12 protein-coding genes and 1 tRNA gene are annotated in these 14,097 nt (G+C 59.7%); 8 read left to right on the top strand and 5 right to left on the bottom strand.

The features are described from left to right. Positions 1-114: 114 nt before the first annotated feature. Genes NKH78_RS14705 through NKH78_RS14690 form a run of 4 tightly spaced genes read left to right on the top strand, consistent with a single transcriptional unit; the run spans position 115 to position 4,851 of the window. Complete coding sequence (locus NKH78_RS14705; RefSeq protein ID WP_502896087.1) at positions 115-1,707, top strand: ABC transporter ATP-binding protein; 1,593 nt, start codon at positions 115-117, stop codon at positions 1,705-1,707. Beyond that, entirely contained in the window at positions 1,704-2,816 is a 1,113-nt protein-coding gene (locus NKH78_RS14700; protein WP_352478850.1) for an ABC transporter permease, read from the top strand. Before NKH78_RS14705 ends, NKH78_RS14700 begins: the two co-directional genes overlap by 4 nt. After that, on the top strand, positions 2,816-3,736 hold the full coding sequence (locus NKH78_RS14695) for an ABC transporter permease (protein WP_352508440.1): 921 nt from the start codon (positions 2,816-2,818) through the stop codon (positions 3,734-3,736). The genes NKH78_RS14700 and NKH78_RS14695 overlap by 1 nt, the downstream gene beginning before the upstream one ends. Before the next feature lie 47 nt (positions 3,737-3,783). Continuing rightward, positions 3,784-4,851, top strand: coding sequence for a BMP family ABC transporter substrate-binding protein (locus NKH78_RS14690; protein ID WP_352736465.1), 1,068 nt, complete (start codon positions 3,784-3,786; stop codon positions 4,849-4,851). Between the two features lie 65 nt (positions 4,852-4,916). Here the strand turns inward: NKH78_RS14690 and NKH78_RS14685 are convergent, their stop codons facing one another. The 3 genes from NKH78_RS14685 to NKH78_RS14675 form a co-directional block, all read right to left on the bottom strand. Next, positions 4,917-5,924, bottom strand: coding sequence for a radical SAM protein (locus tag NKH78_RS14685; RefSeq protein ID WP_352883155.1), 1,008 nt, complete (start codon positions 5,922-5,924; stop codon positions 4,917-4,919). A gap of 149 nt (positions 5,925-6,073) precedes the next feature. Beyond that, positions 6,074-6,733: a TerC family protein gene (locus NKH78_RS14680; RefSeq protein WP_352508444.1), complete on the bottom strand. Its 660-nt coding sequence runs from the start codon at positions 6,731-6,733 to the stop codon at positions 6,074-6,076. A gap of 171 nt (positions 6,734-6,904) precedes the next feature. Then, positions 6,905-7,312 carry a DUF930 domain-containing protein gene (locus tag NKH78_RS14675; protein ID WP_352736460.1) on the bottom strand — a complete coding sequence of 136 codons (408 nt, stop codon included), beginning with the start codon at positions 7,310-7,312 and terminating at the stop codon, positions 6,905-6,907. 167 nt (positions 7,313-7,479) lie between these two features. On the opposite strand from NKH78_RS14675, the gene NKH78_RS14670 reads away from it, so the two are divergent. Further along, positions 7,480-7,722, top strand: a complete 243-nt coding sequence (locus NKH78_RS14670; RefSeq protein ID WP_352736458.1) for a helix-turn-helix domain-containing protein — start codon at positions 7,480-7,482, stop codon at positions 7,720-7,722. Positions 7,723-8,505: 783 nt separating this feature from the next. Here the strand turns inward: NKH78_RS14670 and NKH78_RS14665 are convergent. Both NKH78_RS14665 and NKH78_RS14660 read right to left on the bottom strand, forming a co-directional pair. Next, positions 8,506-8,802 carry a hypothetical protein gene (locus tag NKH78_RS14665; protein ID WP_352736456.1) on the bottom strand — a complete coding sequence of 99 codons (297 nt, stop codon included), beginning with the start codon at positions 8,800-8,802 and terminating at the stop codon, positions 8,506-8,508. Positions 8,803-10,049: 1,247 nt separating this feature from the next. Then, positions 10,050-10,139: transfer RNA gene (locus tag NKH78_RS14660), tRNA-Ser, on the bottom strand. A gap of 307 nt (positions 10,140-10,446) precedes the next feature. Between NKH78_RS14660 and NKH78_RS14655 the strand changes: the two genes are divergently transcribed. The 3 genes from NKH78_RS14655 (at position 10,447) to NKH78_RS14645 (ending at position 14,088) form a co-directional block, all read left to right on the top strand. Next, a complete protein-coding gene (locus NKH78_RS14655) occupies positions 10,447-11,331 on the top strand; it encodes a GNAT family N-acetyltransferase (protein WP_352736454.1) in 885 nt (294 codons plus the stop codon). A 271-nt stretch (positions 11,332-11,602) separates the two neighbouring features. Beyond that, complete coding sequence (locus NKH78_RS14650; RefSeq protein WP_352736452.1) at positions 11,603-12,826, top strand: septal ring lytic transglycosylase RlpA family protein; 1,224 nt, start codon at positions 11,603-11,605, stop codon at positions 12,824-12,826. A 101-nt stretch (positions 12,827-12,927) separates the two neighbouring features. Next, entirely contained in the window at positions 12,928-14,088 is a 1,161-nt protein-coding gene (locus NKH78_RS14645) for a D-alanyl-D-alanine carboxypeptidase family protein (RefSeq protein ID WP_352507397.1), read from the top strand. Positions 14,089-14,097: the final 9 nt, after the last annotated feature.

The following is a 14,097-nucleotide window of genomic DNA, read 5'->3' as shown; positions in this document are numbered from 1 at the left end:
CGAACTGCTTTTTACCGCTTGAGTTTCCGCTGAAATTCTTGAAGCTCTTTCAAGTCGTGAGGCGCTTACCGTAGAGAGCAGCCCGCGCATACGATGCTTGCGGGAACACAGAACATGTCTGGCAAACCAGATGGAGGCACCGTGAGTGCAGATCAGGACGGCGCAAACCTGCTTGAGGTTCGCGGCCTCACAAAGATATTCGGCACGTTGACGGCGTGCGACCATGTCGATCTCAACATCGCCAAGGGCGAGATCCATGCGTTGCTTGGCGAGAACGGCGCCGGCAAGTCGACCTTGGTGAAAATGCTGTTTGGATCGCTGGAACCGAATTCCGGCGAGATTTTCTGGAATGGCCAGGCGGTCAGGATCACCAGCCCCGGCACCGCAAAAAAGCTCGGCATCGGCATGGTTTTCCAGCATTTTTCCCTGTTCGAAGCGCTGACGGCGGCGGAGAACATCGCGCTGTCGCTGGATGACGGCTCGCCGATCAGCACGATCGCGGCCAAGGCGAGGGCGCTCTCCTACAGTTACGGCCTGCCTCTCGATCCGCTATCGCTGGTCGGTGATCTGTCGGTCGGCGAGCGCCAGCGTATCGAAATCATCCGCTGCCTTCTCCAGACGCCGCAACTCATCATCCTCGACGAGCCGACTTCGGTGCTGACGCCGCAGGAGGCCGATAAGTTGTTCGAGACGCTCGAACGGCTGCGTTCGGAAGGAAAGTCCATCCTCTACATTTCGCACCGGCTGGAAGAAGTCAAACGCATCTGCGACCGCGCCACCGTGCTGCGTCATGGCAAGGTGGTCGGCCATTGCAATCCGCGCCAGGAAACCGCGTCTTCGTTGGCGCGGATGATGGTCGGCAACGAGGTGCAGGCCGTGGTGCGGGCACCGGCCGAAGGTATCGAGACCGCGCCGGTGCTGCTTCAAATCCGCGAACTCACCCGCAAGCCGGCGACCCCGTTCTCGATCCCGCTCAGGAACATCAATCTTGAAGTCCGGGCCGGCGAGGTGATCGGCATTGCCGGTGTGGCCGGCAACGGCCAGGGTGAATTCTTCGAATCCGTTTCCGGCGAGGTGCTGCAGGAGGATACCGGCTCGGTCCGCATCCGCGGCAAGGATGCCGGCGGCCTCGCCATCACCGGCAGGCGCCTGATGGGCGCTGCCTTCGTTCCGGAAGAGCGGCTCGGCCACGGCGCAGCACCGCGCATGAAGCTTTCGGAAAACCTGCTTCTGTCGCGCCACGCCACCGACGGCAAGATGTTTGTCGGCGCCGGTGGAATGGTCAAGAGCGATGCGATCTATACCGCTGCTCAACGCATCATAAAGGCAATGGACGTGCGCAAGAGCGCGCCGGACCCAGAGGCTGCGGCCCTTTCGGGCGGCAATCTGCAGAAATTCATCGTCGGCCGCGAACTCGACCGCCGGCCAAGCGTCTTGGTGGTCAATCAGCCGACCTGGGGGGTCGATGCGGGTGCGGCGGCCCACATCCGCCAGGCGCTGATCGAACTGGCGCGCAGCGGCTCGGCGGTGCTGGTGATCAGCCAGGACCTCGACGAGCTGTTCGAGATTTCCGATGCGATCACGGTCATGCACAATGGCGAACTGTCGAAGCCGCTGCCGATAGCTGAAGCGACATTCGAGAAAATCGGGCTGCTGATGGGCGGCGCCGAACCCGGTCATGCCGAACATACGCTGGAGACGGCTTGATGCGCCTCGAACTTGTAAAACGCCCGCAGCGCTCGATGCTGTTTTCGGCACTCTCGCCTTTCATCGCTTTCGTTTTGACGATCATAGCCGGTGCCATCATGTTCGCGCTGCTCGGCGTCAACCCGTTGACTGCGTTCCGCATCTACTTCATCGAACCGATCAGCCAGGTCTGGCAGTTGCATGAGCTGGCGATCAAGGCCGCCCCCCTGATCCTGATCGCGGTCGGACTGTCGGTCTGCTACAAGGCCAACATCTGGAACATCGGCGCCGAAGGTCAGTTCATCCTGGGCGGCATTGTCGGCTCGATCTTCCCTGTGCTGTTTCCGCAGTTCGAAGGCCCATTGGTGCTGCCGCTGATGCTTCTTTTCGGCATGGTCGGTGGGGCTGCCTATGCTGCAATCCCGGCACTGCTGAAGACGCGCTTCAACACCAACGAGATCCTGACCAGCCTGATGCTGGTCTATGTCGCCCAGCTCTTCCTGGATTGGCTCGTACGCGGGCCGTGGCGCGATCCGCAGGGCCACGGTTTCCCGCAAACCATCCAGTTCAACGACTCGGCCATACTGCCGGAACTCCTCCCGGAATCCGGCCGGGCAAACTGGGGATTTGTCTTCGCGTTGGTCGCGGCGATACTGATCTGGATCCTGATGAGCCGTATGCTGAAAGGCTTCGAGGTCCGCGTGCTCGGCTCAAGCCCGAGGGCAGGGCGCTTCGCCGGGTTTGGCCTTAACCGTATGGTCTTCTTTGCCTTCCTGCTGTCGGGCGCACTGGCCGGACTTGCCGGGATTTCGGAGGTCTCGGGAGCCATCGGACAATTGCAGCCGGTGATTTCGCCCGGCTACGGATTTACCGCTATCATCGTGGCATTCCTCGGCCGGCTCAATCCGCTCGGCATCGTCGCCGCAGGCCTTGTGCTGGCGCTGACTTATCTGGGCGGCGAGGCAGTGCAAAGCGCGCTCGGCATCTCCGACAAGGTGGCGCGCGTGTTCCAGGGCATGCTTTTGTTCTTCGTGCTCGGCTGCGACACGCTCATCCATTACCGCATTCGCCTGATCGGCTTTTCCGCGCCGAAGCTCGAGGCAGCGCCGAAGCTGGAGGGAGCCCGCTGATGGACGTCACCGTCAACATCCTCTTGACGATCGCGACGGCGGCGACGCCGCTGCTGATCGCGGCGATCGGCGAACTGGTGGTCGAACGTTCGGGTGTGCTCAATCTCGGCGTCGAAGGAATGATGATCATGGGTGCCGTCGGCGGTTTCGGCGCCGGCTATCTCACCGGCTCGCCTTGGATAGGGCTGTTGGCGGCAATCACCATGGGGGCAGTGTTCTCGCTTCTGTTCGCCGTCATGACGCTGTCGCTGGCCACCAACCAGGTGGCAACCGGCCTGTCGCTGACACTGCTCGGCCTCGGGCTTTCCGGCATGATGGGGACGAATTTTGTCGGCCAGCCTGGCGAGAGGCTGCCAAACCTCGACATTCCCGGCCTGACCGCAATCCCGGTCGTCGGCAGGCTGCTGTTCGGCCAGGATCCAATCTTCTACATCTCGATCGCGCTGACCGCTGCCGTGATGTGGTTCCTGTTCAGAACCCGCACCGGGCTCACGCTGCGCTCGATCGGCGACAGCCACGCATCGGCCCATGCGCTTGGTATCCATGTCATCCGCTATCGTTATCTCTCAGTGATTTTCGGCGGCGCTTGTGCCGGCCTAGCCGGCGGCCACCTATCGCTGGTCTACACGCCGCAATGGGTGGAGAACATGACCGCCGGCCGCGGCTGGATCGCGCTGGCTCTGGTCGTCTTCGCTTCCTGGCGGCCGTGGCGGGTGCTGGCTGGCGCCTATATTTTCGGCGCGGTCTGGATCGGCCAGCTTCATGCACAGGCATTCGGCATTCCGGTCCCCTCGCAACTGCTTTCTTCGCTGCCCTATCTGGCAACCGTCGTGGTTCTCGTTCTAATCTCACGCAACAAGCGTTTGACGATGATGAACACGCCGGCCTCCTTGGGCCAGCCATTCGTTCCGGATCGTTGACAACAAAAAGACGGAAGCTCCAAGGCTTAACTCAGAGAGGTAACAAAATGAAAAAACTGCTTATTGCCCTGCTGGCGACGACGGCCGCATTGTCGCTGGCGGCCTCAGCTGAGGCGACGGACAAGCTGAAGGCATGCTGGGTCTATACCGGCCCGATCGGCGATTTCGGCTACTCCTACCAGCACGACCAGGGCCGCCTCGAGGTGGAAAAGGCACTCGGCGACAAGGTCGAGACCGCCTATCTCGAAAACGTCTCCGAAGGCCCCGATGCCGACCGCGCCTTCGAGCGCCTGGCGCGCGAGGGATGCAAGATCATTTTCGGCACATCCTTCGGCTTCATGGACCCGGAAGTGAAGATCGCCAAAAAATTCCCCAAGGTGATGTTCGAGCACGCCACTGGCTACAAGACCGCCAAAAATCTCGGCATCTACAATGCGCGTTTCTATGAAGGCCGTTACGTACTTGGTCAGATCGCCGCCAAGCAATCGAAGTCGGGGGTCGCCGGCTACATCGTTTCTTTCCCGATCCCGGAAGTGGTGATGGGTATTAATTCCTTCATGCTAGGCGCACAGTCGATCAATCCGAACTTCAAAGCCAAAATCGTCTGGGTGAACTCCTGGTTCGATCCGGGCAAGGAAGCCGACGCCGCCAAGGCATTGTTCGACCAGGGCGCCGACATCATCGTCCAGCACACCGACTCGACCGCTGCGTTGCAGGTGGCGGAGGAGCGCAAGCTGCACGGCTTCGGCCAGTCCTCCGATATGATCAAGTTCGCACCGCACGCGCAGCTGACCGCACTGACCGACGAATGGGGCCCGTACTACATCAGCCGGGTCCAGGCGGCACTCGACGGCACCTGGAAGCCCGACAATGTATGGCTCGGCATCAAGGACGGCGCCGTCAAGCTGGCGCCGTTCACCAACATGCCCGACGACGTCAAGGCGATGGCCGAAGCCACCACCAAGAAGATCGCCGACGGCTGGAACCCCTTTACCGGGCCGATCGCCAAGCAGGACGGCACACCTTGGCTGAAGGAGGGCGAGGTCGCCGACGACGCCACGTTGCTCGGCATGAATTTCTACGTGAAGGGCGTCGACGACAAGCTGCCGCAGTAGGCAACCGGAAGCACACCGAACGAAAGAGCGCCGCGAGGCGCCCTTTCATTTCGGACTGAGTGATCTCAGACCGCCGAGCCGTAGAGGTCGTAAGCGTCGGCGCGATCGATCTTGACCGTGACGATGTCGCCGGCGCGCAGTGGCCGCCGCGACTGGATATGGACCGAACCGTCGATTTCAGGCGCATCGTATTTGGTCCGGCCCTTGGCCGAATTGCCATGCGCCTCGTCGATCAGGACCGGCAGTCGCTTGCCAATTTTCCTGGTGAGCTGCGTTGCCGAAATCTTCTGTTGGCGCTGCATGAAGCGGTGCCAGCGGGCTTCCTTGATCTCCTGCGGCACCTGCTCGAGGCCGAGCTCGTTGGAGCGGGCGCCTCTGACCGGCTCGTATTTGAAACAGCCGGCGCGGTCGATCTTCGCCTCGTCCAGCCAGTCGAGCAGCATCTCGAAATCGTCGTCCGTCTCGCCGGGGAAACCGACGATGAAGGTGGAGCGGATGGCAAGGTCCGGGCAGACGTCGCGCCAGCTGCGAATGCGCTCGAGCGTCTTTTCGCCATGAGCGGGCCGGCGCATGTTCTTCAGCACCTGCGGCGAGGCATGCTGGAACGGAATGTCGAGATAGGGAAGAATCTTGCCTTCGGCCATCAGGGGGATGACGTCAGCGACATGCGGGTAGGGATAGACATAGTGCATGCGCACCCAGACACCGAGCTTGCCAAGTTCTTCCGATAGATCTAGGAACTTCGCCCGCACTTCGCGGTCGCTTTCATAGGCTTGTGGGCCAGTGATGGCGAGGACGTTGGGGTGTCTTTCACGAATGACGTCCGGCTCGGCGCCGAGGCAGCCGGTAACGATAACCCTGCCGTTCTCCGAAAGTGCTGAGCCGATAGCGTTGAGCGATTCGTCGCGGGCCGAATCGAGAAAGCCACAGGTGTTGACGACGACAAGGTCGGCGCCGTCGTGCTTGCGGGCGATCTCGTAGCCTTCGGCCCGCAGGCGGGTGATAATGCGCTCCGAATCCACAAGGGCTTTCGGGCATCCAAGGCTGACGAAACTGACGCGAGGGGCGGACATCAAGCTTTTCCGGATTCAGGATTGGCGGCGCAGTACCACAGTTGTTGCCGCATTGGTATGGGCAGCGGCTGCGGCGAAACGCAACCGCCGGCATCGCCGAAGGCTCGCCGAAATCGAAGTCGCGGCCGATGCGAATTCGAGTCGATGCGTCAGCTCACCGCACTGCTGACATGCGGGAAGACTTCCACCGCGCCTCGATAGATCATATCGAGTGCGACATAGAAGATGATCAAAAGGCCGATATAGGCGATCCAGCGATGGCGGTGCAGCAGCTTGGCGATGAAGCTCGCGGCAAGGCCCATCAGCGCGATCGACAGGACGAGGCCGATCACCAGCACCTGGAAGTGATCGCGCGCCGCGCCGGCGACCGCCAGTACGTTGTCGAGCGACATCGACACGTCGGCGATGACGATCTGCAATGCCGCCTGACCCAAGGTCTTCTTACGCGCCTTGCCAGCCACCATATCATCGCTGTTGATATCGGAATTGGACAGCGCTTCGGTCGCCTCCACCTCGTCGGCATGCGACGTGCGCAGCTCGCGATACATCTTCCAGCACACCCACAGCAGCAAGATGCCGCCGGCCAGCAGCAGGCCGACAATCTGCAGCAGGGTGACGGTGATCGCGGCAAAACCGATGCGCAGCACCGTTGCCGCCACCACGCCGATGAGAATCGCTCTCTTGCGCTGCTCGACCGGCAAGCCCGCTGCGGCCAGGCCGATGACGATGGCGTTATCGCCTGCAAGCACGAGGTCGATGGCGATGACCTGGAGCAGGGCAGAGAAGCCCGCGGCAGTGAAAATTTCCATCGACTGGAAGTCCCTTGCTGGTTGGCCGACCGTTCGCGTCGAATGCCTGGAGGGCCTAACGTGTATGGTTCCCGCGCGTCAAGGGACTGGTTGGAACAAGGTCGGCAATATACAGAGTTTGCGACGATCGGCCCGAAACACCGGCAAAATGCGGCCACAGGTCGCGAATGCCTAGTTATAGAGATTGTATTTGGGCCAGTCGCTTTCCGGAATTTCATCACCGATCCGGTAGCGGAGCTGCAGGACTTCCATATGGTCCGGCGCTGTCTCGCATTTGAATTTCAGCCGGTACCATTGTCCCTTGCTGCGAAACGCAGCACCCGGGCTCTTGATCGCATCGGCGCCCATTTCGGGCGTCGCAAAAGCGTAGGCGACGACACGATCGGCTTTGTATTTGCGGTCGTCGCGGGTAATCCGGTCGAGAATTTCGGCGTCGCATCGCTGCTCCAGCCGGGTTTGCGGATCGAGTTTCAGCAGGCCGGCGCGCAATGCGCTGTCCATCGCGCTGGCCGGCCAAGGCAGCGCCATCCATGCGAGGAGCGCAAAAAATAACCTATTCATGGGCGGGAGAAGCACCATATTTCGGCGCAAAAATCAATCCGATCGGGGGCTCGCTCGCGTCCCGGTCATCTCGATGCAAGTCCGGGAGATTGCTTTCGGGATAAAGAGTGAGCGGCCCGAGACATAGGTGACGATTTGTACCGGACACATAGGTAACACTTTTCGGTTTTTGCCGGGAGGTGTTGATGCCGTGGAGAGAGTGTTCGGTGATGGAGGAACGTCTTCGCTTTGTGGCTCGCCTGCTTGACGGAGAAGGCATGAGCGCGGTGTGCCGGGAGTTCGGGATCTCGCGCAAGACCGGCTACAAGATCTTCAACCGCTACAGGCAAGAGGGGTTGGAGGCGCTTTGCGACCGCCAAGCGTCCTGGCGGGGCTCTCTGAGGGCTTGGGAGAGATCGTCAAAGATCGTTTCCATGGCCCGATTCTAGATCGAACCGGATTCGATGTGAATCCCCTTTTGTCTCAAGGCCGCGCTTCTTAATCGGTCAACGGTGTTGCCGTATTATTTTCTTTACCAAAGGAGTAAAATGCTGAGCGGAGAGATTTGAATAACAGGGGGATATCATGAAGCGCATCCACAAAGCGATTTCGTGCATTTTGATTGCACTAGCCGTTTCCTTGCTCTTTACCCCGAGCAGCATGAGTAAGCTCAATTTGAAAAAGCCGTTTAGCAGGGGAGGGATACTTAGCCCAGGCAAGCCTTTCGCCCCAGGCGGCCGGCTGCGCATCGAGAAATTTCCGGTTCCAAAGCGCTTCAGAGTAGGTAAACCCAAAACGCTGGTGGAAGTTATTAATCCGTACTGCTGGGGAACTCCTCAATCGTGCAGGCGCGCGAATATACGGAACAAACAATCTCAGCCCAATTTGATATCCCCAAAATACAAGTACTACATTACCGGTAGATTTCTCTGTAGAGACAAGAGCAATGGGCAGTTTTCTTCGACTTCGTGCGACTCAAGTCAATTTTCCTCTGTCTCATGCGGGGAAGCAAAGGTCGCGATGAAGAAATATATAGCAGAAGGTGATCCATGTCAGCAGTGTGGCAATTTCACTGATCCCACTGTGTACTGGGATGGGTATAGCGTGGAATACATCCAAGGAGGGCTATGTCAAGGATGGAGATGGTAGGCTGACCACCTGCCCGGATCGAGAAATCACGCCGAAGGTGAAGAAGCGCTAGCGCAACAGCAGGTAGGCGCCCATGCCGGCCATCAGTTGACGGTCCGCTCGATCGTCACTTTCTTGCCTCGCGACAGAAGCACCAGCAACCCGAGGATGATGTCGCCGAACACCCAGATCCACAGCAAAACGCCGACCGCAATGGTGCCGCCGATCGCGGTGCCGACGTGAGATGCGGCGTCGGTTGTCGCCTGATATTGCTCGCTCGCCCCCTTGATGCCGGCAAAGATCCACAACCCCATCAGGGCGTTGAAGGCTAGGAACATCCACCAGAAGATCATACCGAAGAAACCGCGCTTCCTGGTCTCGACGCGTTCTATGTGCGGCATAGTAATTCCCCCTTTTTATTTCCCCGAGACAGAATCGCGCAACTGGCGAGCGCGCGCAAGCGGGCTCCCCCGAAGGGAGCGGCTTGACGAAATCAGCGAATAAGCGGAACGTGAAACGCGCCTGAACGATCTCCTAGACCGCGCCATGAGCCGCCTGATAACGGCGTTGGATCTCATGGCGGCGGACTGCGATCTGGAGGAAACCGCCGACGACGAGTCGTCGCTTGGCTGGGGAGAGCGAAGAGGACATGTGGGGCGATGATCTTAAGTCTCAGGAAGTTCTGGTCTCGCTGTAAAGGTCGCGGAAAACTTTTCCACCACCACGCAAGCCCGCTGCCTTCGGTGGCGGGCTTTCTTTATGTTGTGGCGGAAAAGTCACGCAGCTTGAATATGCAGAGCTTCAACCGGCGCGAGCTTATTATCCAGCTCAGCGAGGCGTACCCTCGTCGAGGGGCAAAAAGGGGACGCTGCCCCTGAGACACCTCCCGAAACTCGCGCCCGCTGCCTCACGGTGGCGGGCTTTTCTCTTTCTTTACCTTATCGCCAACCCAGAAAGTGGGCGCCTAAGCGGTTCATGGCCATCAGAAAGACCTCAAAGCTTGGGAGCAAAAACAGGCACGCTCCGCATACTAGAAGGCACAAGCACAGCACCGATAAGAGGGGTTGTCTCCGATCCAGGAATTCATAGTAAAAAGTTAACGGAGATCTCGCAGTGCCCGAAGTCACCGCGCCTTCTTGCTTCTCAATCACATCGAGCGCTTGCTGAGACACCAATATTCCGTAGATCGTCTTCTGGGTTCCAAACCCGATCAATTTCTGGAATGGAACTAAAGCTTTTCCGGCCCGAAGACACTCGTCAGCATCCTGGTCGCCTTGAACGGCTTCAGCGTAGTCCCGCCGGCTACGGTATATCCTCACCTGTCGCGGGCACGCCAACCAGAATAGCACCAGGCCAAGCAGGATGACTACGCCTCCAACGTAAAGGAGGTAGATACGTGTCAAAACAGTGAACAACAGAGAAGGTCCGAGTGAGGGGGAGAACTTCATCACCAAGTCTTGGAACGATTCGCCCCAAAGCACGGCATATCCCAGCACAGGCACCAAGCTCGCAAACTGCGGTAACTTCGTACGTGTCAACGAGGCAGCATATGTCCATCTCGGCGTGAAGAACAGCATTGTCGCCTTGCACCTAGTTTTGTACGCAAGCTCTCTTAAAATGCAGATTATCAAAGCATTTCAAAGGCACGTGGCGGAGGGAGTGGGATTCGAACCCACGGTGGGCTTGCACCCACGCCGGTTTTCAAGACCGGTGCCTTAAACCGCTCGGCCATCCCTCCAGGGTGATTTTTCAATCACTTAGGATATCGCGAGAGGAGCGGGTTCGAGCTGTCGGTACCGGATTGGCACCAGGACGTTCCCCGATCGGTTCGCGCTCCATTTCTGTAAATCTGGATGCAACGCCAAGTCAACCGTGGCGGCCGCACCTTTCGGCGCGATCCAGGACGGTGAGCAGCGTCATGGCGAGCTGTTTGTGCTGAGTGTGGAAAATCGTTTTTAAAACCCGCACGGACTATTAATCGTTGCGCGCTGATATGTTGGGCGCATTAGGCACATGTAAGTAAAATCGTCTTCTGGAGTTGAATTTTGGCCGTACTTGGCGCTCTCCCGCCCGGTCTTCGCTGTAGACCAATTCGCGAAACCGACTGGGAGGGAGTGGTCGATTGTCTGTGCAGGGGCTTTCCGGCGCGTAACCGAAGTTACTGGATCCGGGCTCTGACCCGTTTGTCGAAGCGGCCTGCGGTTGCCGAGTTCCCACAATATGGCTTTGCTTTGGAGCATGCCGATCGGATCGTCGGCGTTGTGCTCACCCTTTATGCTCGCTACCAGGGGTCGGAGAGCGAGGAAATCCGCTGCAATCTTTCGAGCTGGTCAGTCGACGCAGAATTCCGTTCCTATGGCGCCATGTTGGTTGCGGCGGTTCTCAAGCGGAAGGACGTGACCTACACGAACATTTCGCCGGCGCAAGCGACATTGAAAGCCAACCGGGCGCTCGGCTTTCGGCTCTTCTCCAGCGGACAATTTACCTTCTTGCCGGCTTTAAATTCGGCGCCGCGGTCATGTCGCGTGGTCGAAGTGCGTCCCGATCTTCCGGAACTGGCGATGCTGTCCGAGAGTGAGAGATACATACTCTCGGAACACGCCGCGCTGGGGTGCCTGTCGTTGATCTGCATCTGCGACGGAGCAGCGTTCCCCCTGGTGTTGATGCCGCGCCGAATGTTGCACGGTCTTATCCGGTGCCATCAGGTCATCTATTGCCGCTCGCTCGCGGATTTGAGCCGCTGCGCCGGTGCCATGGGGCGCTTTCTCTTGCGAAGCGGAATCCTGGTTTGCTTTGTCGACGCCAAGGAGCCGATTCCAGGTTTGGTGGGATGGTACCGCCCCAACAAGGGGCTGAAATACTTCAAGGGTCCCAGACCACCCACACCTGGAGATCTGACGTTCACCGAGCTCGTGATCTTCGGTCCCTGAGTCTGCGCTCGCAGACACGCCAGGCGAGGTTCAAAGCCCGCCACGAACGGCGTTTTGCTGATCTAAGCGATGACTTCATCCCGACCGGCGAGACGGTCCGCGCCACAATCTCGCCCGGTTCCGACCACAATCGGTTAATACGGTGATAAACAATTCCTGCGCACAAAAGCATTGGGGTAGGGCGTTGCCGGCGTTTCTGGAGTGGGTGCTTTGGCATCGCTGACGTTTATGCTGCGGTGCCTTCGTCGATGCTATAGGGGACAATCAAAATATGCAGACCACGGCGCGCCCGCGTCTTCGTCGCGCTTTCGCTTTCGCGCTGTTTGCCTTGTCGGCAGCGTTTCTTGCGGCATGTGCCGCGCCGCAGCAGAAGGCGATGGTCAACAAGAAACCTCGCTCCAAGGAATATTTTTCCGAAGCCGAATATGGCGTGAAAGCCAGCCCGCGCGTGATGTTCAAGACGTCTCGGGGGCGCAACCAGCTCGGCAAGCCCTATCAGGTGCGCGGCAAGTGGTATTATCCGAGGGAAGACAAACGTTACGCCAAGGTTGGCCTAGCGTCCTGGTATGGTGAGGCGTTCCACGGCCGGTTGACCGCCAATGGCGAAGTCTACGACATGGCAGATCTGACGGCGGCGCATCCGACTATGCCGCTCCCGAGCTATGCGCGGGTCACAAACATGAAGACCGGCAGCTCGGTGATCGTGCGCGTCAACGATCGCGGACCCTATCATGATGGACGCATCATCGATGTGTCGAAGCGCGCTGCTGAAATGCTCGATTATGCCAATATCGGTACGGCCGAGGTGAAGGTCGAATATGTCGGCCATGCGCCGCTCGAAGGCAATGACGGGCAGTATCTTATGGCTTCGTATCGTCCAGGCAACAGGGCGCCGGATCCGTCGGACGGTCTGCCCAGCGGTATCATGGTCGCCATGAATGGGCCGTCGCCAAGCCTGGCGGTGAGCGCTGCAGCCGTGCCGTTCCCCGGTCAGCTGACGAATACCGGGCAGGGATCCGATGCAGGGCCTGTCATAGCGGTGCAAGCGTCTGCTTCGGGAGACATTGTACTGCCCGATTTCGGCCCGATCGTGCCGGAGCGTCCGGAGATCAACCTGCCGGCGCAATCTCCATTCACCATGGCGTCGCTGTCTTACGCCGACGAGCGCGTGCAGCGCGCCTCCAACGCGTTTGCCGAGCTGGACGACACCGGCATGTCGCCCGCCGAGCTTCTTCAATCGTGGAAGCGGCAAGCTCCTCCAACCCAGTCGCCCACGGACTATGTCGCGGCGGGTTCGTTCGAGGATGCCGCCGAAGCCGAGCAGGTGGCGACCCAGCTTTCCAGCTTCGGCAAGACCGAAATCCAGCGCTCGGAACTTGAAGGCAAGGACTGGTACTCGGTCAACCTCTATGCCGACGGCCGTGGCAGCCTGGACGAGATGCTGCAGGCAGCGTGGTCGCATGGTGCGCCCGATGCGCTTGCTGTACGCGACTGAGCTCGGGGTTGCCTGGTTTTTTCGTGCGCGATTGATCCGCCAGGCAAAAGCCTGATAGCTTCTGCCAACGTGCAAGAGCGCCGGCTCACTGGTCGAATCTGATGAAATTTTTTCGCCCTTTCACTGGGCTTATAGCGCTCGGCCTGCTGCTGCTCTCGCTTGCGCCGGCCTCGGCACAGCTTTTCGAGACCAAGGCCGCGCAGGCCTTCATGATCGATGCCGAAACCGGAACCGTGCTGTTTTCCAAGGACGCCGACAGGTTGATACCGCCGGCCTCGTTGGCCAAGCTGATGACGATGGAAGTGGTCTTCAACGCCATCAAATCGGGGCGCCTGACGCTCGACGACACCTTCGTGGTGAGCGAAAACGCCTGGCGCAAGGGCGGCGCGCCTTCGGGGACATCGACTATGTTCGCGAAACTCAAGTCGACGATCCGGCTTGAAGACCTGATCCAGGGCGTGACCGTGCAGGCGGCCAATGACGGCTGTATCGTCATCGCTGAAGGAATCGCGGGGTCCGAGGCAAACTTCGCGGCGCAGATGACCGAGCGTGCCCGCCAGATCGGCTTGCAGAAATCGACCTTCGTCAACTCCACCGGTCTGCCGGCAGATGGGCAGCAAACGAGCGTTCGCGAACTCGCACTTCTGGCGCTGCATATCTGGCGCAACTACCCGGATCTCTACCGCTATTACGGCCAGAAGGATTTTACCTGGAACAAGATTTCCCAGAGGAACCGCAATCCGCTGCTGGCCATGGATATAGGCGCCGACGGGCTCGCGGTCGGCGCCAGCGAGCAATCCGGGTTCGGCATTGTCGGCTCGGCCAGCCACAACGGCACAAGGGTGATCGCGGCGATGAGCGGCCTGGCAAACGACCGCGAGCGTGCTGAGGAAGCGCGAAAGCTGCTCGACTGGGGCGTTCGCTCCTTCGAGAAGACTGAAGTATTCGCCAAGGACGAAGTGGTTGGCGAAGCCCAGGTCTTTGGCGGCGCGAAATCCGGAGTCGCGTTAAAGGCAAAAGGACCGGTGCAGATCTTCCTGCCGATCACCAACCGCGACAAGCTCACCGCCAGGATCGTCTATGACGGACCGGTTGCCGCGCCGGTGGAGGAGGGGCAGCCGGTCGGTACGCTGCGCGTCTGGATCGGCGATACTCTGAGCCAGGAGACGCCGCTGTTTGCCGCCGAGTCGATCGGTGTCGGTTCGCTGCCGCAGCGCGCGCTCGACGCCGCCAAGGAACTGGCCGTCGGCTGGCTGCGTTAGCACCGTCGC

Origin of the sequence: Mesorhizobium sp. M0910 (genome assembly GCF_040319465.1) — a bacterium.
GTDB lineage: Bacteria > Pseudomonadota > Alphaproteobacteria > Rhizobiales > Rhizobiaceae > Mesorhizobium.
This window is presented reverse-complemented; position numbering and strand designations above follow the sequence as displayed.

Coding starts and splice junctions, on each gene's coding strand:
- NKH78_RS14705 (WP_502896087.1), top strand. CDS start 115: ATGTCTGGCAAACCAGATGGAGGCACCGTGAGTGCAGATCAGGACGGC.
- NKH78_RS14695 (WP_352508440.1), top strand. CDS start 2,816: ATGGACGTCACCGTCAACATCCTCTTGACGATCGCGACGGCGGCGACG.
- NKH78_RS14690 (WP_352736465.1), top strand. CDS start 3,784: ATGAAAAAACTGCTTATTGCCCTGCTGGCGACGACGGCCGCATTGTCG.
- NKH78_RS14685 (WP_352883155.1), bottom strand. CDS start 5,924: ATGTCCGCCCCTCGCGTCAGTTTCGTCAGCCTTGGATGCCCGAAAGCC.
- NKH78_RS14680 (WP_352508444.1), bottom strand. CDS start 6,733: ATGGAAATTTTCACTGCCGCGGGCTTCTCTGCCCTGCTCCAGGTCATC.
- NKH78_RS14675 (WP_352736460.1), bottom strand. CDS start 7,312: ATGGTGCTTCTCCCGCCCATGAATAGGTTATTTTTTGCGCTCCTCGCA.
- NKH78_RS14670 (WP_352736458.1), top strand. CDS start 7,480: ATGCCGTGGAGAGAGTGTTCGGTGATGGAGGAACGTCTTCGCTTTGTG.
- NKH78_RS14665 (WP_352736456.1), bottom strand. CDS start 8,802: ATGCCGCACATAGAACGCGTCGAGACCAGGAAGCGCGGTTTCTTCGGT.
- NKH78_RS14650 (WP_352736452.1), top strand. CDS start 11,603: ATGCAGACCACGGCGCGCCCGCGTCTTCGTCGCGCTTTCGCTTTCGCG.
- NKH78_RS14645 (WP_352507397.1), top strand. CDS start 12,928: ATGAAATTTTTTCGCCCTTTCACTGGGCTTATAGCGCTCGGCCTGCTG.